Source organism: Pseudomonas sp. GL_091 (genome assembly GCF_057837725.1).
This window is the reverse complement of the sequence record NZ_CM174451.1, coordinates 3,037,334-3,063,349: the sequence shown is the minus strand read 5'-3', so window position 1 is coordinate 3,063,349 and position 26,016 is coordinate 3,037,334. Positions and strand designations below refer to the sequence as shown.

At 59.1% G+C, this 26,016-nt stretch carries 23 protein-coding genes and 2 pseudogenes; 17 read left to right on the top strand and 8 right to left on the bottom strand.

Annotation, left to right across the window (positions count from 1 at the left end; all coding sequences use genetic code 11):
* Positions 1-32 precede the first annotated feature (32 nt).
* The 7 genes and pseudogenes from AC3ITY_RS14000 to AC3ITY_RS13970 form a co-directional block, all read left to right on the top strand.
* Positions 33-1,547, top strand: a complete 1,515-nt coding sequence (locus AC3ITY_RS14000; RefSeq protein WP_489309952.1) for an amidase — start codon at positions 33-35, stop codon at positions 1,545-1,547.
* 92 nt (positions 1,548-1,639) lie between these two features.
* Positions 1,640-2,239, top strand: a complete 600-nt coding sequence (nthA, locus tag AC3ITY_RS13995; protein ID WP_489309950.1) for a nitrile hydratase subunit alpha — start codon at positions 1,640-1,642, stop codon at positions 2,237-2,239.
* Between the two features lie 42 nt (positions 2,240-2,281).
* Positions 2,282-2,944, top strand: a complete 663-nt coding sequence (gene nthB / locus AC3ITY_RS13990) for a nitrile hydratase subunit beta (protein ID WP_489309948.1) — start codon at positions 2,282-2,284, stop codon at positions 2,942-2,944.
* Positions 2,941-4,164 carry a GTP-binding protein gene (locus AC3ITY_RS13985; protein WP_489309946.1) on the top strand — a complete coding sequence of 408 codons (1,224 nt, stop codon included), beginning with the start codon at positions 2,941-2,943 and terminating at the stop codon, positions 4,162-4,164. Before nthB ends, AC3ITY_RS13985 begins: the two co-directional genes overlap by 4 nt.
* Positions 4,165-4,262: 98 nt before the next feature.
* On the top strand, positions 4,263-4,766 hold the full coding sequence (locus AC3ITY_RS13980; protein ID WP_489309944.1) for a hypothetical protein: 504 nt from the start codon (positions 4,263-4,265) through the stop codon (positions 4,764-4,766).
* Positions 4,678-5,199, top strand: a pseudogene (locus AC3ITY_RS13975) (PAS domain-containing protein); the annotation flags it as partial. The gene AC3ITY_RS13980 and the pseudogene AC3ITY_RS13975, both read left to right, overlap by 89 nt.
* 45 nt (positions 5,200-5,244) lie before the next feature.
* Positions 5,245-5,502: pseudogene (locus AC3ITY_RS13970) on the top strand (methyl-accepting chemotaxis protein); the annotation flags it as partial.
* A 165-nt stretch (positions 5,503-5,667) separates the two neighbouring features.
* On the opposite strand, the gene AC3ITY_RS13965 reads toward AC3ITY_RS13970, so the two are convergent.
* The 8 genes from AC3ITY_RS13965 to AC3ITY_RS13930 all read right to left on the bottom strand — a co-directional run bounded on the left by AC3ITY_RS13965 (position 5,668) and on the right by AC3ITY_RS13930 (position 14,470).
* Complete coding sequence (locus AC3ITY_RS13965) at positions 5,668-6,579, bottom strand: LysR family transcriptional regulator (RefSeq protein ID WP_489309942.1); 912 nt, start codon at positions 6,577-6,579, stop codon at positions 5,668-5,670.
* Between the two features lie 36 nt (positions 6,580-6,615).
* Positions 6,616-7,341 carry an SDR family NAD(P)-dependent oxidoreductase gene (locus AC3ITY_RS13960; RefSeq protein ID WP_489309940.1) on the bottom strand — a complete coding sequence of 242 codons (726 nt, stop codon included), beginning with the start codon at positions 7,339-7,341 and terminating at the stop codon, positions 6,616-6,618.
* A 24-nt stretch (positions 7,342-7,365) separates the two neighbouring features.
* Positions 7,366-8,289 carry an NAD-dependent epimerase/dehydratase family protein gene (locus AC3ITY_RS13955; RefSeq protein WP_489309938.1) on the bottom strand — a complete coding sequence of 308 codons (924 nt, stop codon included), beginning with the start codon at positions 8,287-8,289 and terminating at the stop codon, positions 7,366-7,368.
* 9 nt (positions 8,290-8,298) lie between these two features.
* Positions 8,299-9,129, bottom strand: a complete 831-nt coding sequence (locus AC3ITY_RS13950) for a polysaccharide deacetylase family protein (protein WP_489309936.1) — start codon at positions 9,127-9,129, stop codon at positions 8,299-8,301.
* Positions 9,129-10,100 (bottom strand): agmatinase, encoded by a 972-nt coding sequence (gene speB / locus AC3ITY_RS13945; protein ID WP_489309934.1) that lies wholly within the window; start codon positions 10,098-10,100, stop codon positions 9,129-9,131. The genes AC3ITY_RS13950 and speB overlap by 1 nt, the downstream gene beginning before the upstream one ends.
* Before the next feature lie 51 nt (positions 10,101-10,151).
* Positions 10,152-11,576, bottom strand: coding sequence for an APC family permease (locus AC3ITY_RS13940; protein ID WP_458369828.1), 1,425 nt, complete (start codon positions 11,574-11,576; stop codon positions 10,152-10,154).
* A gap of 262 nt (positions 11,577-11,838) precedes the next feature.
* Complete coding sequence (locus tag AC3ITY_RS13935; protein WP_489309932.1) at positions 11,839-13,206, bottom strand: MFS transporter; 1,368 nt, start codon at positions 13,204-13,206, stop codon at positions 11,839-11,841.
* 67 nt (positions 13,207-13,273) lie between these two features.
* Complete coding sequence (locus AC3ITY_RS13930) at positions 13,274-14,470, bottom strand: fumarylacetoacetate hydrolase family protein (RefSeq protein ID WP_489309930.1); 1,197 nt, start codon at positions 14,468-14,470, stop codon at positions 13,274-13,276.
* Positions 14,471-14,591: 121 nt separating this feature from the next.
* Here AC3ITY_RS13930 and AC3ITY_RS13925 point away from each other — a divergent pair, with 121 nt between their 5' ends.
* The 10 genes from AC3ITY_RS13925 to AC3ITY_RS13880 all read left to right on the top strand — a co-directional run bounded on the left by AC3ITY_RS13925 (position 14,592) and on the right by AC3ITY_RS13880 (position 25,995).
* Entirely contained in the window at positions 14,592-15,551 is a 960-nt protein-coding gene (locus AC3ITY_RS13925; RefSeq protein WP_223533476.1) for a LysR family transcriptional regulator, read from the top strand.
* A 165-nt stretch (positions 15,552-15,716) separates the two neighbouring features.
* Positions 15,717-17,264: a UxaA family hydrolase gene (locus tag AC3ITY_RS13920; RefSeq protein ID WP_489309927.1), complete on the top strand. Its 1,548-nt coding sequence runs from the start codon at positions 15,717-15,719 to the stop codon at positions 17,262-17,264.
* Between the two features lie 74 nt (positions 17,265-17,338).
* Positions 17,339-18,919, top strand: coding sequence for an aldehyde dehydrogenase (NADP(+)) (locus AC3ITY_RS13915; protein ID WP_489309925.1), 1,581 nt, complete (start codon positions 17,339-17,341; stop codon positions 18,917-18,919).
* A 474-nt stretch (positions 18,920-19,393) separates the two neighbouring features.
* A complete protein-coding gene (locus tag AC3ITY_RS13910) occupies positions 19,394-20,164 on the top strand; it encodes an AraC family transcriptional regulator (RefSeq protein WP_458369822.1) in 771 nt (256 codons plus the stop codon).
* 72 nt (positions 20,165-20,236) lie between these two features.
* Positions 20,237-21,643, top strand: coding sequence for an NAD(P)/FAD-dependent oxidoreductase (locus AC3ITY_RS13905; protein WP_458369821.1), 1,407 nt, complete (start codon positions 20,237-20,239; stop codon positions 21,641-21,643).
* Between the two features lie 148 nt (positions 21,644-21,791).
* A complete protein-coding gene (locus AC3ITY_RS13900) occupies positions 21,792-22,601 on the top strand; it encodes an ABC transporter substrate-binding protein (RefSeq protein WP_458369820.1) in 810 nt (269 codons plus the stop codon).
* A gap of 53 nt (positions 22,602-22,654) precedes the next feature.
* Positions 22,655-23,296, top strand: a complete 642-nt coding sequence (locus tag AC3ITY_RS13895; protein ID WP_458369819.1) for an amino acid ABC transporter permease — start codon at positions 22,655-22,657, stop codon at positions 23,294-23,296.
* Between the two features lie 14 nt (positions 23,297-23,310).
* Entirely contained in the window at positions 23,311-24,078 is a 768-nt protein-coding gene (locus tag AC3ITY_RS13890) for an amino acid ABC transporter ATP-binding protein (RefSeq protein WP_458369818.1), read from the top strand.
* A complete protein-coding gene (locus AC3ITY_RS13885; RefSeq protein WP_458369817.1) occupies positions 24,075-24,437 on the top strand; it encodes a RidA family protein in 363 nt (120 codons plus the stop codon). The genes AC3ITY_RS13890 and AC3ITY_RS13885 overlap by 4 nt, the downstream gene beginning before the upstream one ends.
* A 58-nt stretch (positions 24,438-24,495) precedes the next feature.
* Positions 24,496-25,995 (top strand): CoA-acylating methylmalonate-semialdehyde dehydrogenase, encoded by a 1,500-nt coding sequence (locus tag AC3ITY_RS13880; protein WP_489309919.1) that lies wholly within the window; start codon positions 24,496-24,498, stop codon positions 25,993-25,995.
* Positions 25,996-26,016 lie beyond the last annotated feature (21 nt).

Here is a 26,016-nt window from a genome sequence, read left to right as displayed (position 1 = left end):
CGTCGATCACAGACAAAAAGAATAGGAAAATCATGGCCATTGTTCGCCCTACCCTCGACCAACTGCAGGAAATTGCTGGCCGGCTGAATATGCAGCTGACCCACGAGCAGGCAGCGGAATACCTGGTACTTATGCAGCCAAGTTTCGACGCATATGACCTGGTCGACGAGTTGCCGGATTTCACCCCGCCAGTGCGCTACGACCGCAGTTCGGGCTACCGCCCGTCAAACCCGCAAAACCTGCTCAATGCCTGGTATTACAGGACTGAGGTGAATGGCGCCCGTGAGGGCAAACTTGCTGGCAAGACTGTTGCACTCAAGGACAACATCTCCCTGGCTGGCGTCCCAATGATGAACGGCGCCGCCCCACTGGAAGGCTTCGTACCGCAGTTCGACGCTACCGTGGTGACCCGTTTGCTGGACGACGGGGTCACCATTCTGGGCAAGGCGACCTGTGAACACTACTGCCTCTCCGGTGGCAGCCACACGTCTGATCCGGCGCCCGTACATAACCCGTATCGGCATGGTTTCGCCGCTGGCGGCTCCTCCTCCGGCAGCGCTGCGTTGGTAGCAGCCGGCGAGGTGGACCTGGCGGTTGGCGGTGATCAGGGCGGCTCGATCCGCATCCCTTCAGCGTTCTGCGGCACCTATGGCATGAAGCCGACTCACGGATTGGTGCCTTACACCGGCATCATGGCGATCGAAGCCACGATCGATCATGCCGGTCCCATCACCCGCAACGTGCGTGACAACGCGCTGATGCTGGAAGTCATGGCCGGTGCCGACGGACTCGATCCTCGCCAGGCCGCTCCTCAGGTCGACGCCTACTGCGATTATCTGGAGCGAGGTGTGAGCGGGCTGCGGATCGGCATCCTGCAGGAAGGCTTTCAGCTGGCCAATCAGGATCCACGTGTTGCCGACAAGGTGCGCAGCGCCATCGCCCGGCTTGAGGTCTTGGGCGCTCGCGTCGAGGAAGTCTCCGTCCCCGAGCACAACCTGGCGGGTTCGCTGTGGCACCCCATCGGCTGCGAAGGCCTGACCATGCAGATGATGCATGGCAATGGCGCAGGCTTTAACTGGAAGGGCCTCTACGACGTCGGCCTGCTGGATAAACAGGCCGGCTGGCGCGAACAAGCGGACGCATTGTCTGCGTCGCTCAAGCTGTGCATGTTCGTCGGCCAGTACGGCCTGGAACGTTACAACGGTCGCTTCTACGCCAAGGCTCAGAACATCGCACGCTTCGCCCGGGCCGGTTACGACAAGGCACTGGAGACCTATGACCTTCTGGTCATGCCGACCGTGCCGATCATTGCCCAGCCTCACCCAGAACCCGATTGTTCGATCACCGAGTACGTGGCCCGTGCGCTGGAAATGATCGGCAACACCGCGCCGCAGGACATTACCGGCCATCCGGCCATGTCGATCCCGTGTGGTCTGGTGGACGGCCTGCCCGTGGGGCTGATGTTCGTTGGCAAGCACTATGCCGAAGGCACGATTTACCAGGCGGCGGCAGCGTTCGAGGCCGCTGTCGACTGGAAGACGTTGTAAACCCACCTCACCCAACCTCCCGGACATCAATAAAAAACCGGGGAGCTGTTCTTCACTTTTTTGACCGTGTTAAACCGATGAGGAGTTACACCATGAGCGCCACTGTATCCCCAGCACCCACTTCGACGCCCAGCGAGCGAGCCTGGGCCTTGTTCAAGGTTATGAAAGACAAGGAACTGATTCCAGAGGGCTATATCGAGCAGCTAACCGAATTGATGGTGCACCAATGGAGCCCGGAAAACGGCGCCCGTGTAGTCGCCAAGGCGTGGGTCGATCCGCAGTTCCGGGAGCTGTTGCTCAAAGACGGCACCGCAGCGTGTGCGCAGTTCGGTTTCACCGGTCCGCAAGGCGAATACATCGTGGCCCTGGAGGATTTGCCCCAGCTGAAAAACGTCATCGTCTGCAGCCTGTGCTCCTGCACCAACTGGCCGGTCCTGGGGTTGCCGCCGGAGTGGTACAAGGGTTTTGAGTTCCGTGCACGTCTGGTTCGTGAAGGACGCACCGTGCTGCGTGAGATGGGCACAGAGTTACCAAGCGATGTGGTCGTCAAAGTCTGGGATACCAGCGCAGAAAGCCGCTACCTGGTCCTGCCCTTGAGGCCCGAAGGCTCCGAGCACATGAGTGAAGAAGAGCTTCAGAAACTGGTGACCAAGGATGTGCTGATCGGGGTTGCCCTGCCCCGCGTACGTTGACCCAAAAGACTCTTCATCTTCTAATTTTCGGAGATTTTTATTATGGATGGCTTTCACGATCTCGGCGGTTTTCAAGGCTTTGGCAAGGTTCCCCATGTCATCAATAGCCAGGATTACAAGCAAGTATTCAAACAGGAATGGGAGCACCTGGCTTATAGCCTGATGTTTATCGGCGCCGACCAGTTGAAAAAATTCAGCGTCGACGAAATCCGTCACGCCGTCGAACGACTTGATGTCCGCCAGCACGTTGGCACGCAATATTACGAACGCTACATCATTGCCACGGCCACCTTGCTGGTCGAAACCGGCGTTATTACTCAGGACGAACTCGATCAGGCGCTGGGTTCACCCTTCAAATTGGCCAACCCTTCCCACGACAAGGGCCGCCCCGCCATCACCGGCCGCCCGCCATTTGAAGTTGGCGACCGGGTAGTGGTTCGCGACGAATACGTGGCCGGCCACATACGCATGCCGGCCTATGTACGCGGCAAGGAAGGCATCGTCCGACACCGCACCGCGGAAAAATGGCTGTTCCCGGATGCCATCGGTCACGGCGATTTGAGCGCGGCGCACCAGCCGACCTATCACGTTGAATTCCAGGTAAAGGATCTGTGGGGTGATGCCGCGGACGATGGCTTCGTGGTCGTCGACCTGTTCGAAAGCTACCTGGACAAGGCCGTCGACGCGAAAACGGTGGCCGCATGATTGACGGGGCCCTGTCGGGCCGGTTGCCGGTGACGGTCCTTTCAGGCTTCCTCGGCTCCGGCAAGACGACCCTGCTCAACCACATCCTGCGCAACCGCGCGGGCATGCGGGTGGCGGTCATCGTCAACGACATGAGTGAAGTCAACATCGACGCCGAGGACGTGGCACGCAACGTGTCCCTGCACCGTGGCAGCGATGAACTGGTCGAGATGAGCAACGGCTGCATCTGCTGCACGCTACGCGCTGATCTGCTTGAGCAGATCAGCCTGCTGGCGCGTCAGCAGCGCTTCGATTACCTGCTGATCGAGTCCACCGGGATCTCCGAACCGATGCCGGTCGCCGAGACTTTCGCCTTCCTCGATTCGCAAGGCTTCAGCCTGAGCGAATTGGCGCGGCTCGACACCTTGGTCACCGTTATCGATGGCAGCAACTTCCAGGCGCTGCTGGCCTCGCGGGACACGGTCGGCGACGAGGACGAAACGGGCATGCCATTACGCCACTTGTCCGACCTGCTGATCGAACAGGTGGAGTACGCCAACGTCATCCTCGTCAGCCGGCTGGACCTGATTGGCGAGAAAGGCTTTCTGGAACTGAGCGCCGTTCTCGCGGGCCTCAATCCGCAGGCCGAAATCCTGCCCATGGCCTACGGTGCCGTCGATCTGTCGAAGATCCTCGACACCGGTCGCTTCGATTTGCCGAGTCTGGTGCAGTCACCCGGCTGGATGAAAAGCCTGGAATCGAGTGACGATCGTCCTCCCGAGTCGGACACCTATGGAATTGCTTCGTGGGTGTATCAGGAGCGTGCGCCATTCCATCCGCAACGTCTGCTGGAGTTCCTGCAGCGGCCGTGGCAAAACGGGCGGCTACTGCGTTGCAAAGGCTACTTCTGGGTTGCCAGTCGGCATCTGGACATTGGCATGCTGGTGCAAAGTGGCGGGCAATTTCGTTGGGACTATGTCGGGCGCTGGTGGACATTCATTGCGCAATCGCAATGGCCTCAGGATGACTATCGCCGCGAAGGGATAATGGCCAAATGGGACGAGATCACCGGGGATTGCCGACAGGAAATAGTCTTCATCGGCCAGGGTATCGACCTGGATACTTTGAAGCGGCAACTGGACGCCTGCCTGCTGACCCCGCAAGAGATCATGACCGGTCCGCAGGCTTGGTCAACCTTGCCGGGCGCAACATCCTTCGACCTCCAGGCATTGTCGCGCTGACCGCTCGGCAACCAGCCTTTCAATTCACCCACTTTAGCGAGGCCGGGCAAGCCTCGTTATGACCTTTAACTTCAATATCACGGACTGAGAGGAGCTGTATGTTGTTCTTCAGCAGAACTACCCATTGGGCACTGGTCTCACTCGCCGACAGGCTGGATCGACCCGGAATCTCTGGTTCATCGATCTCTTCGGCCGATCCGATGTTGCGGCGGATCCTGACAGGGGTAGAGTGCCTCCTCAACGAGAGGCGAGATCTGCGGGCGCGAGAGGAGGACCTGACCCAAAATCTGGAGCAAATCACCTCACGGCTCACCGATCGCGACTTTCAGTTGCAACAGCTAGAGACTCGCTGGGAACTCGTAGCTCAAGGGACGGGTGACCTGTTCTGGGAACTGGAGCTCGGCGCTACCACACAATCAGATACCGGTAGCGCACTGCTGTGGTCGGGGTCCTGGCCGATCCAGCCACCGATGCCTTACCAGTTCAATCTCTGGTGCGAGCGGCTGCACTCGGATGACCGCCAGCGCAACCACGATGCCTTGTCGAAGCATCTCGCAGATCGCAGCGGCCGAACCTCCTATGCCCTGGACGTTCGAAGGTGAATATCGCTGGTGCCGCATCCGCGGAGAATCCCGCCGCGACGCCCAAGGCATGCCCGCGGCCATCGCCAGAGTTTTGCGCGACATCCATGCACAACGTTTGCAGGACGAGGCGCTTTCGCTGGCTGCCACCCGTTTCGAGATTTCCCGGGAAATGCTCCACGACTGGCTCTGGAACATCGAGGTAGTGGCGGGCGATCCGGCCAATCCGAAGAACACCATCTGGTGGTCTTCACAGATGCGTCGCCTGCTCGGCCACACAACGACCGAAGAGTTTCCCAATACCCTGGAGGCCTGGTCATCACGCCTGCATCCCGAGGACAGCCAATGCGCTGTAGGCGCCTTCGTCGCACACTTCGACGACCGTACCGGAAAGCCCCCGTTCGACGTCGACTACGGGTTCAGACATAAAAACGGTGAATACCGTTGGTTCCGCGGCCGTCGCCAGACCCGATGCGCGGCTGACGGTTCGCCGCTGTGGGTGGTAGGCGTTATCACCGACATTCACGCGAGTCACGAGCAAAGCCAGTTGCGCGAAACCCAGGAACAACAACACCAGGCCATGCAGGGAAACCTCACCAACCTGACGCAGATCGTTGCCGCGATTCAGGGCATCGCCAACCAGACTAACCTGTTGGTGCTGAACGCAGCAATCGAAGCCGCCCGCACAGGCGAGGTCGGACGCGGCTTCGTCGTGGTCGCCGACGAAGTCCGCAAACTCGCCACTCGCACCAGCCAGGCGACCCAACAGGCAGCTGACATGATCGAGGGCTACTGACTCGCCCCTGAATACCCGTCCTTTATTTGCCATAACGCCTGCCGCCGGCGTGTTGCTCGGCCACTGTCGCGCTCAAATGGGGCCATGCCTCGCCCCGGACGACATAGGCGGGATGGCCACTGAGGTCTAAGGAAAATGAAGCCTTGCATGAGCAGTGAGAACATCGAGAAACTGGTTCACGCTGCTCTTTTGCTCCACTCCCTGGCGGGTAATGCAATGAAAGGCAGAACGATAAGCCAACCGCTGCGGCATGATCGATCGAAGCCTGCCGCTCTCGACCCAGCTCGCAGCATAGTGGGTGGGCAGATAACCGATGTAGGTATCCGAAAGTATCAGCAACGCGATCGCTTCCATGGAAAAGGCACTGACCGCGCTGGCGAACCGGAGCTCGCAGGGGCGTTTGTTCTCGGCAACATAGCCTCTATCGACATAGTCGGCCGTGCTTAATTCTTCAAATGTCAGGTCCTGATCCGCACGCAGGAAAAACGGGTGGCCGCTGCCGCAATACAGGTGCTGCTCTTCGTCGAACAAAGCCTGATAGTGCAGCCCGGACAAACGATGATGGAATGCGCCGATGGCGACCTGAATACGCTCTTCGAGTACCGCCTGCTCCAGCTCGTCGGGACGCATGACTTGCAGATCGATATGAACGCCCGGCTGTACCGCGCGCAACCGGGCAATAGCGGGCGGTACGGGGCTGTGTTCAAGGGTGATCAGGCTATCGACCGTGCCGATGCGCAACAAGTCCCGATGGCGACCGCTGAGCACCGCCGTGCGCTGTCGAAAATGCCCGATATTGGAGAACAACTCCTGAGCCGCGGCGTAGGTTTCCTCACCTTCCGCGGTCAACTGGAAGCCACTTTTCCCGCGTTTGCACAACGAGTATCCGAGTCTGACCTCAAGGTCGCGCACTAGCACGCTGAGGCGCGACAGGCTGGTGTTCAACGGCACCTGTGCGGCGGTAAAACCTCCGGCATCCACGATCGAGCAGAAAATCCGCAGCATGCGCAGATCCACATCGGTCAAATTCACCAGCATGCAGGCACCTCTCCGTTATTGTCGTCTCAACTGCAATCAGCCGTTCATCACGCCACCGCCATTGACGCCCAGGATCTGCCCGGTCATGAAACTGGCCTGCTGCGACGCGAGGAACACCACCGCGGCTGCAACCTCTTCTGCTGTGCCCAGCCGCTGCATCGGGTAGCGCAAAGCCTCTTCGCGAATGTAAGCTTCACCCAGGCGTTCGACCATCGGCGTCAATGTGCCGCCGGGGGCGACCCCGTTCACTCGTACGCCATGGACAGCCAGTTCCCGCGCCAATGACTTGGTCAGCGCAATGATTCCACCCTTGGCAGCTGAATAGTGGCAGAGATTTGCGCACCCCAGTTGCCCAAGGTCAGAGGCTATATTGACGATGGCCCCCCTGCCCTGACGTGTCATCAAGGCCGCCGCCGGCTTGCAGAACAGGAACGCGCCATACAGATGCACGCGGATCATCCGGTCCCAGGCCTGCAAATCCAGTTCGGCAAGCGGGGCTTCCTGCAAGAAACCGGCGTTGTTGACCAGGACATCCAGGCGTTCCAGCCCGGCAAATGCCCGTTGCGCCGTCGCCGGGTCTGCCACATCGCCCACCGCAAGGCGCACTTCCATGCCCCGCTCCCGCAATTCATCGGCCAAGGCCAGCAGCGCCGGGCTTTCCTGCAAATCATTGAGCACGGCAAGACTGCCTCGCTCCCCGAGTGCGATCGCAACCGCGCGGCCAATGCCCTGGGCCGCGCCGGTGACCAAAAAAGTTTTCATCAATGACCTCTGCTTTCCGGCGATTCAGTAAGGATGCTGTTCCAGCCACTGCGCATACATGGCAATGCCTTCGTGCAGATCGAACCGCGGGCGGTAGCCCAGTTGTTCGTCAGCCGCCGAAATATCAAAGCGCGCATTTTCATCCAGTACATTCAAGGTACCGGGGCCGATGCTGAATTGGGCACTGGGGTAAACCTTGCGCACCCGGGCCGCGACCGCCCGATAGCTGTCTTGCTCGCCGGCCGTGACATTGAATACCCGCTGGCGCAACTGCTCCTCCTCGACGGTGGCGGCCAGCAGGCAGGCGTGGGCGACGTCTACGACGTGCACATACTGAAAGCAGTAATCGCCACCCTCCTCCTCATGCCACGGCTGGTTGTCGATCGCGCTCCTGAGCAGGCTCTTGAGGTAACACTGCATGAACTGGCCAGGCCCATAGATCCAGCCCGGGCGCAGGGACACCACGCTGACTTGGTACAGATCGCTGTAGACCTGGCCGAGCTTTTCGGTGAACACCTTGGTACAGCCATAGGGCGTGGTCGGTTCAAGGGAGGCTCGCTCATCGATCACACCCAGTTGCCGATTCGGCCCATAGGCGCATTCGGAACTGAGGTTGACCACCCGAGGGATACCACTGAGCCTGGCGCATTCAAAGACATGGGTGGTACCCAGTGCATTGGTCAGCACCGTCTGCAGGGGAATACGCCGTGAATCGACCGGATGCGAGATCGCCGCGGCATGAACGATGGCATCTATGGGACGGCCCCGACAGCTCTCCAACAGACTCGCCAGGTCAGCCAGATCACCTTGAACGTATCGATAGGCAGCATGCTCGACAGCGCACACCTGGCTGCGGTCGTAGCCCACCACTTCGTCACCCCGGGCCAGCCACTGACGCACCACTTCCTGGCCAAGAAATCCGTTGGCCCCGGTTACCAGTATCTTCATGATCCGTCCTCAGTAAGGGTGCAGCGGCAGCGTCAAGTCACCTGCCTGCCAACGTGAATAGACCTCCTGCGGCGTACAGATCCAGGCATCGTCATAGCTTTGGATCTGTTGGATCAGCCGCTCGAGCATCGCAATGCGCGACGCCCGGCCGATCAATTGCGGGTGCATGGTCAGAATGAAATGACTGCCGTAGTGGCGCATGCCTTCGAGCTCCGTCGACCAGAGTCGATAGACCTTGTCCGGGTCCTCGATGACACTGCCCACCGCGGGTTCCGCCGAATAGGCAAACTGCTCCCAGTCGTCGAGCAACCAACTAACGGGCAATTCCAATAGACCCTGTCCGCTGATACCTACGCGATACGGCCTGTCATCGCCCATCAGGCTGCTGTCGGTGTGAAAGCCCAGGGCGAGGAGCGACTCGACGACATCCGGCGTCAGCTCCCACAGCGGCGCACGGTAGTCGGTAACGGGCCGATCGATGGTGGCCTCCAGAAGTGCCTTCGAGTCCTTGAGGATTTGCAGGTTCTGCTCGGGAGTCTGCTCATCGACACGCTCATGGTAGTAACCGTGGCAACCGATGCCATGGCCGGCGGCGGCGATGCTGCGCACCACTTCGGGGTCGATCTCGGCCACCCGGGCCGGGATATAGAATTGCGCCCGAATCCCGTAACGAGCCAGCAGTTGTAGCAGGCGCGGCACCCCGACACGGCGACCGTAGGCGCCCATCGACAGGAGGGAAAGCCGGCGCCCGCCTAGGCTGGAGGGCTCCCAGGCGGTTTCTGCATCGAGGTCGAAACTCAAGGTCACAGCAAAGCGTTTGTTTCCAGGCCAGGCAGTCATCAATAGGACTCCTTCGGCGTGCGGCGCTTGATCGAGTCGGCGAGGATGCACAGCAACTCGAACATCATGGTCGCGCCCACCAGCGAGGTCGCCCCGCCCACGTCGAAGGGCGGGGACACCTCGACCACATCGGCACCGACCAGATTCAGGCCCTGCAGGCCGCGGATCAGTTGCTGCGCCTGCAACGTGGTAATGCCACCGATCTCGGGGGTGCCGGTACCAGGGGCAAACGCCGGGTCCATGACATCGACATCGAAGGTCACGTAGGTCGGTCCGTCACCGACGATACGGCGTGCCTCGGCAAGAGTCGCGGCGACGCCGATGTCGGCGAACTCCTCCATGTGGATCACACGGATACCGCAATCCTTGGCAAAGTCTTCGTCTTCTGCCGAATAGATCGAGCCGCGAATGCCGATCTGTACTGTGCGTTTCGGGTCCAGCAACCCTTCCTCGATCGCTCGGCGAAAAGGCGTGCCATGGGTGTAGAGGTTGTCGCCGAAGTAACGATCATTGGTGTCGGAGTGAGCATCGAAATGGACCATGCCAATGGGCCGGTCCCGGGCGATGGCGCGCATGATCGGCAGTGTCACCAGGTGGTCGCCACCGACGGACAACGGCACCGTACCGACCTCATGAATCTGCCGATAGAAGCCTTCGATGCGCTTGAGCGAATCAAGCAGGTCAATCGGGTTGACCGGTGCATCGCCCAAGTCGCCGACCCGCACCAGGTCATAGGGGGCGATATGGCTGACGTGGTGAACCTTACGCATCATGCTCGACTGGTTGCGCACTTCCCGTGGCCCATGTCGGGCTCCTGCGCGGTTGGTGGTGCCACCGTCCCAAGGCACGCCCACCAGGGCTATTTGTACGTCTGCCGGGTCGGTAAATATGGGCAGGCGCATGAAACTTGGCATGCCGGCGAAACGCGGTATGACGGCGGCGTCCAGTGGTTGCGGGAAATCATTGGCCATCGAGATTGCTCCTGGCTATTGGCAGATGAACTGAGGAAAAAAAGAAGGGGGTCAGGCCTTCGCCGGCATCGCGCCAGCACTGCGGCGACGGCGTTTGCCCGAGAGCACGATCAGCACCCCGCTGACCAGCGATGCCGCGCCCAGGTACCAGGCGGTGTAGAGATCATCCGGGGAGACCGGATTGGCCCCAGCGGTGTAACCGATGTAGCCGAGCACCAGCAGCGCCAGCAACGCCGGGATCGACAGTAGTGTGGCGGTGAAGGCCTGGTGTTGCTTCCAGGTCATGACCATGAACGCCATCAACGCCGAGATGTAGGACATCACCAGGGTGATGGTGATGACGTCGTAGTACCAGACGAGCTTGTCCAGGGGTTTCCACCAGAGCAAGGCGATGCCGGCGAGCGACACCAGGCCCAGGGCGAACCAGGGTGCCTTGAAGCGGTTGACTGCGTGAAAGGCACCCGGCAGATGTCCCTCTTCACTCATGCGGTACAGGGTCCGTGCCGACGAGTTCGACGAAATCTGCAGGCCGGCGCACGCCGAGGTAATCACCACGAACAGCGCCAGCCAGGCCATGGCCGGCGGCAGGTACACATTGGCGACAGCGGCGATGGGACCGCCATTGCCATTTTCGACAATGGCTGCCAGTTGCTCCACTGGAACCGCGTATTGCCAGCCGATGGCGGCCAGGCTGTAGATCACGAAGGCCGAGGTCAGTACGATCAACAACGAACGCTGCACGGTGCGCACCGGCACGCGCGCCTCTTCGATGTAGTTGATGGCCGAATCGAAGTTCGCCAGCATCCACACACCAAACAACACACCCGGTCCGATCGCGGCCAGGCCACCGGCGTCTTCCAGTGAATACATCGAGGCGAACGACAGGCTCTCGACCTGGGGCTGGATCAGCCCCATGAAACCCAGCCCGGCGACCACGGCAATTTCAAAGATCAGAAAGGTACTGGCGAGCTTGGCGGTGACGCCGACACCGCGCACCGACACTGCGAAGAAGGTTACGATCAACAAAGTACCGATAATCTTCGCGTTGAGTTCGCCAGCGAGCGAAGGTATCAGCGCCTGGATGTACTCGGAACCGATCAATGCACACATGGGCGTGACCGCGATACAGGCCACCGCGTAGGTCCAGCCGAGGATGCAGCCGATATCCGGATGCAGGAAACGCGAGCAAAAGGTGAAAATGCCCCCCGCCGACGGCGCCTGGCGCGTCAGCGAAACCATGCACACCGCCAGCACCAGCATGGGAAAGAAGAATGCGATCAGGATCGCCAAGGGTGCCTGGTGGCCCGAGATCGAATAAAGGATCGACATCGAAGAAGCTGCCACCCAGGCCGGTGCGTTGAACCCCAACGCAGAAAAACTGACGTCCTTGGTACCGAGCTTGCCTTTGCTGAGCGCAGTATCGAGCTCGCTGACGGTACCGTGGCGGTCGTAACCGAAAAGTTCGTAGAGTTTCATGATGATTCCCAGGCTCGTTTTTTATTGGCAGTTAGCGAAAACGCTTCTTGTAGGACAGAGCTCTTGAGCAATACCCGATGCGTGCCGGGCATTTACGCCGACTCAAGATAGAGGGCCGGGGACGCGACACCAATTACCAAAGACGAAAGCTGACTTTCGCAAAACCACACGGATGCCGTCGGCAGGATTAACGGGCAAAAAAAAGCCGAAGCCCTTAATAGGCTTCGGCTGTTGTTATCGGTCTATTGTCGACCCGGTGATCTCAAGGGTTCGAAGATGCCTGGGCATTACCCGCCACCCCGTCCAGCGGGCTTTGACGGACCAGCAGTTGCTCCTTCGGCACGCGCAACGTCCATAGCAGGTAAACCCCTACCAGCCCGGCTGCCGACAGCGACAACATCCCTGCCCGAGGATCGGTGAACCAGACCTCCATATTGGCCTTGAGCATCGGCGCGACGAAGCCACCGATGTTGCCCATGGAACCGATCAGGGCAATACCGCCCGCAGCGGCGACCCCTCCGAGGTAACCGGTCGGCAGCGTCCAGAACAGAGGTTGAACAGTCACGAAACCCGCCGCTGCAAAACAGAAGGCCAGCAGCACCGGGGCAAAGCTGTTGAGCAAGGCCGAGGCGGCAATACCGAGGGCCGCCATGCCGAGCATGCACATCGCCATTTTCAGATGAGCCCCACGCCGGTCGGCATAGCGAGTCACGAAGTACATGGCGACGGCGGCGCACAACCATGGCAGCGAAATGAACATCCCCACCTTTAACCCGACCGTAGTACCCAACAGCTCGGCGATTCGCGTCGGCAGGTAGAAGATCACCCCGTACACACTGACCTGAACACTGAAGTAGATCAGAATGAACTTGAGCACGCGCTTGTTGCGCACCAGGCCCAACAGGTTGTTCGGGCCATGGGCCAACTTGAGTTTGTCTTCGGCTTCCAGCTCCTGGCTCAGGGCGGCCTTCTCTTCGCGGGTCAGCCAAGGGGCGTCCTGTGGCTTACTCTTGAGGTAGAACAGCGCAATGATCCCCACGACAACCGCCGCCAGGCCCTCCACCAGGAACATCCACTGCCAATTGGTCAGATTGAACATGTCGTGCATTTCCAGCAACCAGCCCGACAGTGGACTGCCCAGCATCAAGGCCATTGGCAAGCCAAAATAGTAGATACCGATGGCCTGGCCGCGACGCTGGGCCGGAAACCAATAGGTCAGGTACAGGATCACGCCCGGGGAAAAACCTGCTTCAGCCACGCCGAGCAGAAAACGCAGCACGTAAAACGTTGTTTCATCCCGGGTGAACATCATGGCGGCAGACACCAGCCCCCAAGTGATCATGATCCGGCTCAGCCAAAGCCGTGCGCCGACCCGGTGCAACATCAGGTTGCTGGGGACTTCAAAGATCGCATAACCGATAAAGAAAATACCCGCGCCCAGGGCGAAGGCGGCATTGCTCAAGCCGACATCGGTCTGCAACGCCGCCTTGGCGAAGCCGACATTGGAACGATCGATCATTGCCAACGCGAACATCAATGCCAGGAACGGCAACAGTTTCCATCGGCATTTGGCGATGGCGCTCTCGATAGCGGCCGCGTGCTCCGCGCTTGTTGTTTTTTTGCTCATCATTTGTGTGCCTTATTGTTATTGTCCAGCGACCACTGCTTCTAACTGCCAGGAACCTGCGGCAGACAAATCAGTGGATTGATTTACCTGCCATCAGGCCGCGAAGCGCCAGGTTGCCCATCAATGCGCGCAGGCCGTACGTCCATGGCGTTGCCTGATTGCTGTAGGTGACGCGATTGTGCAGGGTGCCCAGCAACGGACTGCCGATGCTGACGCTATCGCCCTGCTTGTGGGTGAAGCCACTGCCCTGCTCTTCCCGATCCTGAGTCGGCGCAAACAGAGTGCCGAGGAACAGCATGAATCCGTCCGGGTACTGGTGATTGCCGCCTATGGTCTGGGCCACCAGTTCCAGTGGGTCGCGGCTGATTTGCGCCATCGAACTGCTACCGCGCAGGACGAAACCGTCATCGCCTTCGACCACCAGGTCGACCACGCACTGGCGCACATCATCCAGAGAAAAGCCTTCATCGAACAGGCGAATGAACGGGCCGATCGCGCAGGACGCATTGTTGTCCTTGGCCTTGCTCAGCAACAAGGCGCTGCGGCCTTCGAAGTCACGCAGATTGACGTCGTTGCCCAAGGTGGCGCCCAGTATCCGTCCATGGCTGTTCACGGCGAGGACGATTTCCGGCTCGGGGTTGTTCCATCTCGATTGCGGATGAATACCCACCTCGTTGCCGCTGCCCACCGAAGCGAGAACCGGCGCCTTGGTGAAGATCTCAGCATCAGGGCCGATCCCCACTTCCAGGTATTGCGACCACAGGCCCTGCTCGATCAAAACGGCCTTTAGCCGGGCGGCTTCGCTCGAGCCCGGCTTGATCGAGCGCAGGTTATCACCGATGGCGGCCTTGACCACGCTGCGCACGCTCTCGGCCTTGACCGCATCGCCCCCGGCCTGCTCTTCAATCACCCGTTCGATCATGCTGGAGGCGAAGGTCACGCCGGCAGCCTTGATCACCTGCAGGTCAGCCGGAGGCAGCAGAAAAGCCTTGTCGGGATCGCAGCCTGTTCCCGTATTGGCCAGCAATGCCTCGACACTGCAAATGTATTGACCGCGAGCGCCGCGAACGGCCTCAAGCGGCGAGGCGCTCTCCAGCAGGTCGCTCAAGGTCGGGAATTCCCGGGACAGATCAAACACGCCATCGGCGCGCAGCACCACCGGCGAAGGTCCGGCGGCCTCTCCCGGGACCCAGGCACGACCGATCAGGGTGCCTTGCAGTCCATCGCTCGGGAGGGTGTTGTCTGGGGTCAATTTCAGTTCGGGCATATGCAGATCCAGGTCAGATTCGATGACGACCGGGCAAAACTAGTGCACGCTGCTGATAAATCCCAATGACATATATTCAGCATTTGATATCGTTTCGTTATCAACCAGACTTGAGCGCCCTATGGAAAACGACGAGATTTCTTACGCCAGCGTCAGCAAATGGCTGAAAATCAAGCACCTGGTGCTGGTCGATACGCTGGCCCGGACCCGCAACATGCACACGACTGCCGAGTTGATGAACCTGACCCAGCCGGCCATCAGCAAGATGTTGCGCGACATCGAACTGTTGCTCGGCTTTGCCCTGTTCGAACGGCAAACCCGCAGCATGGTCCTGACCGAGCTCGGCGAGTTTGTGGTTCGCTATGCGCGGATGACCCTGGACGACACGCAATCTTTCGTCGATCAGTTGAACAAGCTGCGCAAGGGTGGACATGGCCATTTGAAAGTCGGTGCAATTTTCGCTGCGACCTCGGTCGTGCTGCCCGAGGCCATCACCCGGATCAAGCTGGACCGGCCGATGCTGTCCATCGAAGTGATAGAGCAAACCAGCAATCAACTGCTGGAAATGCTCGAGCATAAAAAGCTCGACCTGATCATTGCCCGCTTCACCGACGAACGTTATCAGCAGCCCTTCGAGTTTCGTGCGCTTGGGCCCGAGCCCTTTTGCCTGGTGGTCAACAGTCGCCATCCCCTGGCGCAGTTCGATGAAGTGGCGACCGATCAGCTCGGCGATTGGCCCTGGGTCATGTATCCCTTCAATGCCCCCATACGGCGACGGATGGAAAGTGCCTTCACCGAGTTCAACGTACGTACGCCTACCAACACGGTCGAGACCATCTCGATGCCAACCTTTTTGCAACTGCTGCAATCGGGCCCCATGCTCGCGATGTTGCCCGAGTCGATGGTCCAGCCCCAGGTCCAGAGCGGTTTGCTCAAGGTGCTCAACACGCCGTTCAAGGTCGAACCCCAGGACTACGGCATCATCACACGCAAGGACGAACCGCTGAGCGAAGCCGCCCGGGAGTTCGCCGATACCTTGCTGGAATTCGCCCGGCTGCGACGGGAAGCCGACGACCGTTGAGCGATGTTTAACTCAAAAAACCTCGAACCAATGAAAAAAGGTTATCGATCAATCCAAAGGTCTCATTAGGCAGCCACCTGCGGCGGCTCTTATAGTGCGGCAACAAAGGTAAGGCGCGGCCCGTTCGCCGGCGACCTCCCACGCTTCATAGCCAGAGAGTTTGCGATGCAATTGATCATGAAAACCGGTGCAGCCGCCGTACTGCGCCTCAATCCTCTGGACGATGTATTGATCGCCCGTCGGCCGTTGCTGGCGGGTGAAGTACTCGAGCAGGAAGGCGTGACCGTGCGCCAGCCAGTGCCCGCGGGCCACAAGATCGCCGCACGCCGAGTCGAAGCCGGCCAGCCCTTGCGTCGTTACGGACAGATCATCGGTTTTTCCACCGGGGTTATCGAAGCCGGTGAACACGTACATGTGCACAACCTGACCATGGGCGATTTCTCCCGTGACTACGCCTTTAGTGTCGACGTGAAATCCAACAGCCCGTTGAACGTCGAACCGGAGTTCATGGGCATCGTACGAGCGGACGGTCGAGTGGCGACGCGCAACTACATCGGCATTCTGACCTCGGTCAATTGCTCGGCCACTGTAGCCCGCGCCATTGCCGACCACTTCCGCAGGGACATCAACCCTGCCGCGCTACTGGCGTACCCCAATGTCGATGGCGTGGTCGCCCTGACCCACTCCGCCGGTTGCGCCGTGGACCCCGACGGCGAAGGCCTGGCCCTGCTGCGCCGGACGTTGGCCGGCTACGCCACTCATGCCAACTTCGCCGCCGTGCTGGTGATCGGGCTGGGCTGCGAAACCAACCAGATCGACGGGTTGCTCAACACTCAAGGGTTGAGCCGCAGCGCTACCCTGCGCACCTTCAGCATCCAGGACAGCGGCGGCACTTCCAGGGCAGTCGCCAGCGGCATCGCCCAGGTCAAGGCATTGCTTGAGGAGGCCAACCAGGTCAAGCGTGAACCGGTTAGTGCCAGGCATCTGGTCATAGGCCTGCAATGTGGCGGCTCGGACGGGTATTCCGGCATCACGGCCAACCCCGCTCTGGGCAATGCCGTGGACCGTCTGGTGGCTTGTGGCGGTACGGCCATCCTTTCCGAAACGCCGGAGATTTATGGTGCCGAACACCTGCTGACCCGTCGAGCCGTCAACCGCGCCGTGGGCGAAAAGCTCATCGCCAGGATCCATTGGTGGGAGGCGTATTGCCAACGCATGGGGGCAGAGCTGAACAACAATCCTTCGGCCGGCAACAAGGCCGGCGGCTTGACCACCATCCTGGAAAAATCCCTGGGTGCCGTGGCCAAGGCAGGCTCCAGCAACCTGGTTGAGGTGTATGAATATGCCCAGTTGGTCAAGGCCAAAGGCCTGGTGTTCATGGACACCCCGGGCTACGACCCGGTATCGGCCACGGGTCAGGTCGCTGGTGGCGCCAACCTGATCGCCTTTACCACCGGACGTGGTTCGGCCTACGGCTGCACGCCCACGCCGTCGATCAAACTGGCGACCAACAGCGCCCTGTGGAACCGCCAGCGCGAAGACATGGACATCAACTGCGGCGAGATTGCCGAAGACACCCTGACCATCGAAGAGTGCGGTGAGGCGATTTTCAAGCTCATGCTGCGCATCGCTTCGGGCGAACGCAGCATGAGCGAGCAGCACGGTTACGGGCAGAACGAATTCGTGCCCTGGCAGATCGGCGCAGTCACCTGAACCCCTGCTCTTCGCCCCCCATTGCCCTGAAATCCCCGCAAAGGGGATTCGAACATTCTTTTCTGGAGTCAGAAATGCCATTGATCATCGGCCACAACTACATCGCCGGTCAGCGTAGTGCTGCCGGCAATATCATCGTCAACAGCGTTGATGCCAGCACGGGCGAAGCGCTGCCTCACGATTTTTACCAGGCCACTCCGGAAGAAGTCGATGCTGCGGCCAAGGCTGCCGCCGCCGCTTACCCGGCCTATCGCAGCCTGAGTGCGGAACGCCGGGCGCAATTTCTCGATGGGATTGCCGACGAACTCGACGCCCTGGGCGATGAGTTCGTCGCCCTGGTCTGCCGCGAAACCGCGCTGCCAGCGGCACGGATTCAAGGCGAGCGCGGTCGCACCAGCGGCCAGATGCGCCTGTTCGCCAAGGTGCTGCGACGTGGTGATTTCTACGGTGCGCGGATCGATCTGGCCTTGCCGGAGCGCAAGCCCTTGCCGCGTCCTGACCTGCGTCAGTACCGCATCGGCCTCGGGCCGGTCGCGGTGTTTGGTGCGAGCAACTTTCCCCTGGCGTTTTCCACCGCCGGCGGCGATACCGCCTCGGCGCTGGCCGCCGGGTGCCCGGTGGTGTTCAAGGCCCACAGCGGGCACATGGCCACGGCCGAACTGGTGGCCGACGCGATCATCCGCGCCGCGGAAAAAACCGCGATGCCGGCCGGGGTGTTCAACATGATCTACGGCGGCGGTGTCGGTGAGGCGCTGGTCAAGCACCCGGCAATCCAGGCGGTGGGCTTTACCGGTTCGCTCAAGGGTGGTCGAGCGCTGTGTGACATGGCCGCTGCCCGTCCTCAGCCAATTCCGGTGTTTGCCGAAATGTCGAGCATCAACCCGGTGATCCTGTTGCCCCAGGCCCTGGCAGTGCGCGCCGAAAGCGTGGCCCGTGACCTGACCGCGTCGGTGGTACAAGGCTGTGGCCAGTTCTGCACCAACCCAGGCTTGGTGATCGGTATTCGCTCGCCGCAGTTCAGCGCGTTCGTGCAGCAGGTGGCTGGACTTATGGGTGATCAGCCAGCGCAAACCATGCTCAATGCTGGCACCTTGAGTAGCTATGGCAAGGGTCTGCAAAAGCTGCTCGCTCATCCGGGCATCGAGCACCTCGCCGGCAGTCCGCAGCAAGGCAATCAGGCCCAGCCGCAGCTGTTCAAGGCCGACGTCAGTCTGTTGCTCGACGGCGATGAAGTCTTGCAGGAAGAAGTCTTCGGCCCGACCACCGTGTTCGTCGAAGTCGCTGACCAGGCACAACTCAGTGCTGCGTTGAACGCGCTGCACGGGCAGTTGACGGCGACCATCATCGGCGAACCGGCGGATTTCGAGCAGTTCGGCGAGCTGACGGCATTGTTGGAACAGAAGGTCGGACGGATCCTGCTCAACGGTTATCCGACGGGCGTGGAAGTCTGCGATTCGATGGTCCATGGCGGGCCGTACCCGGCGACTTCGGATGCGCGCGGAACGTCGGTGGGCACCCTGGCGATCGATCGTTTCCTGCGCCCGGTGTGCTTCCAGAACTACCCCGACAGCCTGTTGCCCGAGGTCTTGAAAGCTGCCAACCCTTTGGGCATCTCTCGCCTGGTCAATGGCCAAGCCACCCGCGAAGCTCAGTAACACTCGCGGTTTCATCCACGAGGAGCCGGCCAGTGGCTCCTCGTTTCAAGGGTGTAGTCGAACCCCGATGCCAAACATCCGACATCATCAAACTTTCCTTCCCAACACCACTGCTACCTTCACAAAAAACGCTTTATCCAGGACTGAACTCTTGCAGGGAAAGCACTGCTGACTGCCTTCATGCGCATGGCATGGCGTGGTGAATCAGTGTCACAGCCAAACGCTGCAAAGCGTCGTCGCGACATTTGCAGAAAGATCTGGGGGCGCTGTAACCTGAAACCGTCACCACTCTTCAGCGGTGGCGAAGTACATGCTGAAGTCCACAGCACCTGTATCGACAATTGTCGAAGTCTGTTCTCCCGAGCAACTTGCATCAGCCTCGCGTCAAGTTACCGCAACAGACCACGTGCAACTTCAGCAAAAACACTTCCTGTTTCAGTGACTGTCATGGTCTTCAGCACGTGGAGGTATCAATTGGATCTCATCACCCGCCGTACCCGGGAGGTGGTCACTCGTTATCACAAAGCTTGGATCGAACGTGACCTCGAGAGCATCCTGCAGCTGTATCACCCGGAGCTCGAATACTATGACTTCTTCAACAATCTGCGGCTCTCCTATGCCGATATGCAAGATTACGTCCGAACCGGAATGCCTAGAAGTGCCGAGCAGCATATAGAGCATATCGATCAAATACGTGTGGACGGGGACACCGCCTTCATCCAGTACTGTTCACGCCTTTCTCTCAGGCGAAGTAGCCGGTTGGCCTCGTTTCGCGCAAGCGAGGCTGTCACTGTCAAGGACGACCTCATCTGGCGTGTCCACGAATATGCCACCATGGTTCGTGACGTGCCGTTGGAGAGCCAAGGCAAGGTGCAACGTCTGGGCCTGTCAAAGCAGCAATTAAGCGTCATGCTGCTGGACCTGGAGCAGTTCTTTAGCACCCGTACGACGTACTTGGAACCCGACTTCGACCTGACTCGGCTGGCCGATTTAATTGGTTACACACGCAACCAGATGTCCCACCTGCTGAATCAGGTGCTAGGGCAAAGCTTCTATCAGTATCTTAGCCAGGCACGCATTGCCTGGCTGCTTGAGCGGCTGAAGGAGAACCCTGATCTGCGCCCTGACGATCTTGCTTTTATGGCCGGATTCAACTCTCTGTCGGTGTTCTACCGCTGCTTTCGCGAGTGCACAGCAATGTCGCCCAAAGCCTATGTGAGGCAGCTGGTCAGTAAAAATTCCTGACGTGCACGGAAGAAAGACACCGGACTGCCACTCCTCCTAACCTCCGTCATGCACGTTGATTAGGAGTCGCACATGAAGACTTTGAAACACATCAGTCTCTGGATGGATGAGCTCGACCATAAGGTCATCGCTCGTCCATGCCTGGATCGGGATCGCGATGTGGATGTCGCCATCATAGGCGCCGGCTTCACCGGTTTGTGGACTGCCTATTACCTCAAGCAGCAGGCTCCCCAACTAAACATCGTTATCCTCGAGGCGCAGACCAGCGGTTTCGGCGCCTCTGGTCGAAACGGCGGCTGGCTGATGGGTGGCATGCTCGGTGAGTCACGTGCACTGAGCAGCCTTAGCCCCGAACGCCGTAAAGTGGCTTATCAACTGCTACACGCCATTCCGGACGACGTCCACGCAGTTCTGCTTCGAGAAGGCATCGATTGTCACTACCGCAAGGCGGGGGTTCTAAACTGCGCGGCGCGCTACCCGGAACAGGCGACTCGCCTGCGCCATGAGCTGCAGGCGCTGTACGCAGAAGGACACGATGAAAACGATTACCAGTGGTTGAATTCGCAACAACTGGCAGACCACGTTCGTATTCCCGGCGCCTATGGAGCGATCTATTCGCCGCATTGCGCCACTATCAGCCCTGCCCGACTGGTCCGCGGTCTTGCTGACGCAGTCGAACGCCTGGGCGTGACCATCCATGACCACAGCCCGGTAAAGAGCTGGTGCAAACGCGAAGTCCGCACCGACAAGGCATGCGTCCGTGCTCAGTGGGTGGTGCCCGCCGTAGAGGGTTACGCCGCGGATTTCGCTTCGCTCAGGAAGATCCAGATCCCTGTTCAAAGCATGCTCGTCGCCACCGAGCCCCTACCGGCAGAACTCTGGGCGCGGATCGGTCTCAATCAAGGCCAGGCCTTGTCCGAGCACAGTCGCCAGGTGACCTACGCCCAGAGAACCCTTGATGATCGCCTGGTGTTTGGAGCACGAGGCGGTTATCGATTTGGGGGGCGTCTGCGTTCTGACTTCCAACTGACCGAGAATGAAATAGGTCTACGTCGCATGCTCATGGAATCTCTGTTCCCAGCACTGCGTGGCGTGCGCCTGAGCCATGCCTGGGGCGGAAATCTGGGGATGGCCAGACGCTTTCGTCCACACATGCTGTGCGACAAACAGCAGGGCATCGCTCTCGCCGGTGGATTCGGTGGCGAGGGTGTAGGCGCCACGCATCTGGCAGGCCAAACCCTGGCCGACCTCATCCTTGAGCGCGAGACATGCCGCGTCGAGCAGCCATGGGTGTTGCGGGAGAAATCGCTGAGCACACTGGCGACCTGGGAACCAGAGCCCTGCCGCTGGATTGCCTACAAAGGAATCATGTCGGCATTCGCCAATGAAGATCGCGTGTTGGCAGATCCTTACACGACACCTTGGCGCAGGACGCTGGCCAGCAAAATTGCCACGAGCCTCGAGCGCCTGATGCGCTGAAGGAAGCTGAATCACCTACAAGAAATGGTCTTACAAGCAACACGTCACAACACTTGCCAACTGCCTAGAACACTTCGTTACGTCGGAACGCACTTGCGTGCCGACCGCGAACCGTTCAGTCCAATACCAATAATGAAAGGAGTTGATCATGTCCATGCAATGCACATTCACCACACCACAGTTCGAGAAATCCGCAATCGGCATCGCCAGGTTCTTGCGCCCAATCGCAGCGCTGGTGCTTGCTGGGTCGCTGGCCTTCGCCAGCAGCGTCCAGGCACAAACCTACAAGGTCGGCACCACCACGTCGGGCATGCCATTCACCTTCCTTGATCTGGGATCGGAAAAAATTCAAGGCTTCATTCCGGATCTCATGCAGGCTCTGGCAGACGAACAGAACTTCACTTTTGAGCTGGTGCCCAGTCGCTTCGATTCGCTGATTCCTGCCATCGGCGCAGGCAAGATCCAGATCATCGCAGCCCCCATGTACATCACTGAAGAAAGACAAAAAATCGTCGACTTTACCCACCCCATCTACACCTACGGTGAGGGACTTTTACAGAAGGCTGGCGATAAAACTGACTACCGAAGCCTTGATGATCTGAAGGGCAAGGTCGTCGGCGTCGAAACCGGCACCACCTTCATCGAAATCCTGCAAAAGCGTGGCGACATCAAGGAAATCAAAACCTATGGTTCATCAGCGGACCTGATGCGCGATGTGGCTCTGGGGCGTGCGGATGTTGGTCTGTGGGATGCTCCGATTCTAGCTTTCCAATTGAAAAAGGACGTGAATACCAAGTTGAAGTTGGCGCCCGATTACACTGCGCAAATGTCTGGCAGCATTGGTTTCTCCGTCAAAAATGGCAACGGCGAGGTGTTGAAGAAACTCGACGACGGTCTCGATGCGCTCAAGAAGGATGGACGTCTTAACGCACTGTTGAAGAAGTGGTCGCTCGAGTGATTGGGCCTCTTGAGTTGAAGGCTCCTTTAACGCTTTGAAGAGATCGTCTAGTCATGATGGATAACGTTTATCAGTTCCTTCCACTTTTGCTGGCGGCATCAGTGGTGACGGTGAAAGTTTCACTACTCGCTCTCATCGTCAGCAGCGGTTTGGGACTCGTTCTGGCGCTACTGAAGCTTTCCCCCAACCGGGTGCTTTCCTATCCGGCAGGCGCGATGATCAACATCATCCGGGGGCTGCCAATCCTGATCGTGCTGTTCTACATGTACTTCGTCCTGCCGGAGTTGGGCATAGATCTCACCGCCTTCGAGGCCGGCGTGCTCGGCCTTGGGGTCGGCTATGCGGGCTACCAAGCGGAAATTTTCCGTGCAGGCATTCAGGCGGTTGATCAGGGACAGGTCGAAGCGGCCAAGGCTATCGGCATGAAATCCGGTATGACCATGCGTCGTGTCTTGCTGCCGCAAGCTCTACGCATCAGTCTGCCGCCATACGCCAACACCTTCACCATGATCCTCAAGGATTCGTCGCTGGTATCAACCATCACGGTGGCTGAGATGACTCATGCCGGCCAGTTGATTGCCTCTTCAACGTTCCAAAATATGACGGTCTATACCCTGACCGCCTTGCTTTACCTCGCAATGAGTCTGCCTCTGCTGTTCCTGGTCAGTTGGCTGGAACGGCGCATGCGCGGTTAAGGGGAGAGATATCAATGATCAAATTATCTAATGTGCGAAAACACTACGGTAGCCTCGAGGTGCTCAAAGGCGTCAGCCTTGAAGTAGCCTGCGGCGAAGTGGTTTGCCTCATCGGGCCATCAGGCTCCGGCAAGTCGACTCTTCTTCGTTGCATTAATGCGCTGGAGACTTACAGCAGTGGAGATATTCACATTGAAAGTCGGCGCGTCGATGCAACAAGCAAGGACATACATGAGCTACGCGCCAAAGTCGGAATGGTGTTCCAGCGTTTCAATCTATTCCCCCATCGCACCGTGCTGGAAAACGTCATAGAAGGCTCCGTACAGGTGCGTCGCGAGAGCAAAGCGGCGGCTATCGACTATGCCATGGAGCTGTTGACCAAGGTCGGTCTGCAGAGCAAACGAGACTGCAAGCCACAACAGCTTTCGGGCGGCCAGCAGCAGCGTGTGGCAATTGCGCGAGCCTTGGCGATGCGACCTGCAGCATTACTGTTTGACGAGCCCACCTCCGCGCTCGACCCGGAGTTGGTCGGAGAAGTGCTTGGTGTCATGCGAGAACTGGCGAATGAAGGGATGACCATGGTCGTGGTCACCCATGAAATGGGCTTCGCCCGAGAAGTCGCGGACAAGGTCTGCTTTCTCTACGACGGCGTCATCGCCGAGTGCGGGCCGGCAGCCCAGCTACTTGAGACCCCGCAACATCCGCGAACCCAGGATTTCCTGCGGCGCGTTCATCAAAACGCACATATCAGCACTATCAATTCCGCAGAGACTGTTTCATGACAACAATCAAACGAATCCAGCCCTACGCCGGGCTACTAAGTCATGCATCCATATACAACGGTGTGGTCTATGTAACCGGCCAGGTAGCAGACGACTGCAGCCAAAATGTTCATGGTCAGACTCAACAAGTATTGGCTCGCCTGGATGCCTTGTTGGCCGATGCCGGCTCTGACAAGTCCCACATACTCTTCGCCCAGGTATGGCTCAAACACGCCGTCACGGATTTCGAGGAAATGAACAGGGCCTGGCGTGCCTGGGCGCCACAGCATTCATTACCTTGTCGCGCCACCGTCGAAGCCAATATGGCCGGCGAGGACATCCTTGTAGAGATCGCAATCCAGGCGGCGCTCAAGGACTGAGTTTTTTTTACCAATCATCATTTGAGACCGGGTTTGTCCCCCGTTCTTTGGAGCAACCATGACGAAAAGAATTCCTCACCTGATCAACGATACTCATATGGTCAGTGCCGGGCGAAGCGCTGATGTCTATAACCCCTCCACCGGAGAAATCATCGCCCAGGTTGGTCTGGCGGATGCCGATGTACTGCGTCTGGCAATCGATGCTGCCAGCGCAGCCTACCCGGCATGGCGCAAAACTCCGCCGTCCAAGCGCGCCCAGATCATGTTCCGTTTCAAGCAACTGTTGGAGAAACACGAGACGGTCATCGCCCATCTGATCAGTGAAGAACACGGCAAGACCCTTGAAGACGCCACAGGCGAACTCAAGCGAGGCATAGAAAACGTCGAGTTTGCCTGTGCGGCACCGGAGTTGCTAAAGGGAGAGTACAACCGCAACGTCGGTCCCGACATCGACGCCTGGAGCGACTTCCAACCGATTGGCGTGGTGGCCGGGATCACCCCTTTCAACTTTCCTGCGATGGTGCCTCTCTGGATGTACCCACTGGCGATCGTCTGCGGCAATTGTTTTATCCTCAAACCCTCCGAGCGTACTCCCAGCGCCACCCTGTATATAGCTGAGTTGCTCAATGAAGCGGGCTTGCCCAAGGGCGTACTGAACGTCGTCCAAGGCGACAAACAGGCCGTTGACGCACTGATCGAAGCGCCGGAAGTCAAAGCCCTGAGTTTCGTCGGTTCCACCCCGATTGCCGAGTACATCTACAGCGAAGGCACCAAGCGTGGCAAACGAGTACAGGCCCTCGGCGGTGCGAAAAATCATGCCGTGGTGTTACCGGATGCGGACCTCGACAACACCGTGAACGCACTGATGGGCGCCGCTTACGGCTCCTGCGGCGAACGGTGTATGGCGATCTCCGTGGTGGTTGCTGTGGGTGATCAGGTCGCCGACAACCTGATCGAAAAACTGCTGCCAAAAATCCGCGCGCTGAAGATCGGTGCTGGTACTTCTGTTGGTCTGGACATGGGGCCACTGGTCACCGCGATGGCGCGGGACAAGGTCGAGGGCTACATTGCCACTGGCGTCGAACAGGGAGCCAAACTGCTGGTGGATGGGCGCGAACTGAAGGTCCCTGGCAATGAGGCGGGATTCTTCCTCGGCGGCACGATCTTCGATCATGTCACGCCATGGATGACGATCTACCAGGAAGAAATCTTCGGCCCTGTACTTTGCCTCATCAGAGTCGAGTGCCTTGAAGAAGCGATGGCGCTTATCAACGCCCACGAGTACGGCAACGGTACCTGCATCTTCACCCGTGACGGAGAAGCGGCGCGACTGTTCTGCGACGAGATTGAGGTGGGTATGGTCGGTGTCAACGTGCCGTTACCGGTGCCGGTGGCCTATCATAGTTTTGGTGGCTGGAAGCGATCGCTGTTCGGCGACCTGCATGCCTACGGTCCGGATTGCGTGCGCTTCTATACCAAGCGCAAATCCATCACTCAGCGCTGGACCAAGCGCAAGAGTCACGAAGCGGCTCAGTTCGCATTTCCTAGCAACAATTAACCGTTGGACCTTTAGTCCAAG

What these genes read in the sequence shown, in the direction of transcription:
- AC3ITY_RS13955 (WP_489309938.1), bottom strand. Translation starts at nt 8,289, where the DNA reads ATGAAGATACTGGTAACCGGGGCCAACGGATTTCTTGGCCAGGAAGTG.
- AC3ITY_RS13965 (WP_489309942.1), bottom strand. Translation starts at nt 6,579, where the DNA reads ATGCTGGTGAATTTGACCGATGTGGATCTGCGCATGCTGCGGATTTTC.
- AC3ITY_RS13880 (WP_489309919.1), top strand. Translation starts at nt 24,496, where the DNA reads ATGACGAAAAGAATTCCTCACCTGATCAACGATACTCATATGGTCAGT.
- AC3ITY_RS13925 (WP_223533476.1), top strand. Translation starts at nt 14,592, where the DNA reads ATGGAAAACGACGAGATTTCTTACGCCAGCGTCAGCAAATGGCTGAAA.
- AC3ITY_RS13900 (WP_458369820.1), top strand. Translation starts at nt 21,792, where the DNA reads ATGTCCATGCAATGCACATTCACCACACCACAGTTCGAGAAATCCGCA.
- AC3ITY_RS13890 (WP_458369818.1), top strand. Translation starts at nt 23,311, where the DNA reads ATGATCAAATTATCTAATGTGCGAAAACACTACGGTAGCCTCGAGGTG.
- AC3ITY_RS13905 (WP_458369821.1), top strand. Translation starts at nt 20,237, where the DNA reads ATGAAGACTTTGAAACACATCAGTCTCTGGATGGATGAGCTCGACCAT.
- nthA (WP_489309950.1), top strand. Translation starts at nt 1,640, where the DNA reads ATGAGCGCCACTGTATCCCCAGCACCCACTTCGACGCCCAGCGAGCGA.
- nthB (WP_489309948.1), top strand. Translation starts at nt 2,282, where the DNA reads ATGGATGGCTTTCACGATCTCGGCGGTTTTCAAGGCTTTGGCAAGGTT.
- AC3ITY_RS13920 (WP_489309927.1), top strand. Translation starts at nt 15,717, where the DNA reads ATGCAATTGATCATGAAAACCGGTGCAGCCGCCGTACTGCGCCTCAAT.
- AC3ITY_RS13980 (WP_489309944.1), top strand. Translation starts at nt 4,263, where the DNA reads ATGTTGTTCTTCAGCAGAACTACCCATTGGGCACTGGTCTCACTCGCC.
- AC3ITY_RS13985 (WP_489309946.1), top strand. Translation starts at nt 2,941, where the DNA reads ATGATTGACGGGGCCCTGTCGGGCCGGTTGCCGGTGACGGTCCTTTCA.
- AC3ITY_RS13940 (WP_458369828.1), bottom strand. Translation starts at nt 11,576, where the DNA reads ATGAAACTCTACGAACTTTTCGGTTACGACCGCCACGGTACCGTCAGC.
- AC3ITY_RS13950 (WP_489309936.1), bottom strand. Translation starts at nt 9,129, where the DNA reads ATGACTGCCTGGCCTGGAAACAAACGCTTTGCTGTGACCTTGAGTTTC.
- AC3ITY_RS14000 (WP_489309952.1), top strand. Translation starts at nt 33, where the DNA reads ATGGCCATTGTTCGCCCTACCCTCGACCAACTGCAGGAAATTGCTGGC.
- AC3ITY_RS13960 (WP_489309940.1), bottom strand. Translation starts at nt 7,341, where the DNA reads ATGAAAACTTTTTTGGTCACCGGCGCGGCCCAGGGCATTGGCCGCGCG.
- AC3ITY_RS13930 (WP_489309930.1), bottom strand. Translation starts at nt 14,470, where the DNA reads ATGCCCGAACTGAAATTGACCCCAGACAACACCCTCCCGAGCGATGGA.
- speB (WP_489309934.1), bottom strand. Translation starts at nt 10,100, where the DNA reads ATGGCCAATGATTTCCCGCAACCACTGGACGCCGCCGTCATACCGCGT.
- AC3ITY_RS13915 (WP_489309925.1), top strand. Translation starts at nt 17,339, where the DNA reads ATGCCATTGATCATCGGCCACAACTACATCGCCGGTCAGCGTAGTGCT.
- AC3ITY_RS13935 (WP_489309932.1), bottom strand. Translation starts at nt 13,206, where the DNA reads ATGATGAGCAAAAAAACAACAAGCGCGGAGCACGCGGCCGCTATCGAG.
- AC3ITY_RS13885 (WP_458369817.1), top strand. Translation starts at nt 24,075, where the DNA reads ATGACAACAATCAAACGAATCCAGCCCTACGCCGGGCTACTAAGTCAT.
- AC3ITY_RS13895 (WP_458369819.1), top strand. Translation starts at nt 22,655, where the DNA reads ATGATGGATAACGTTTATCAGTTCCTTCCACTTTTGCTGGCGGCATCA.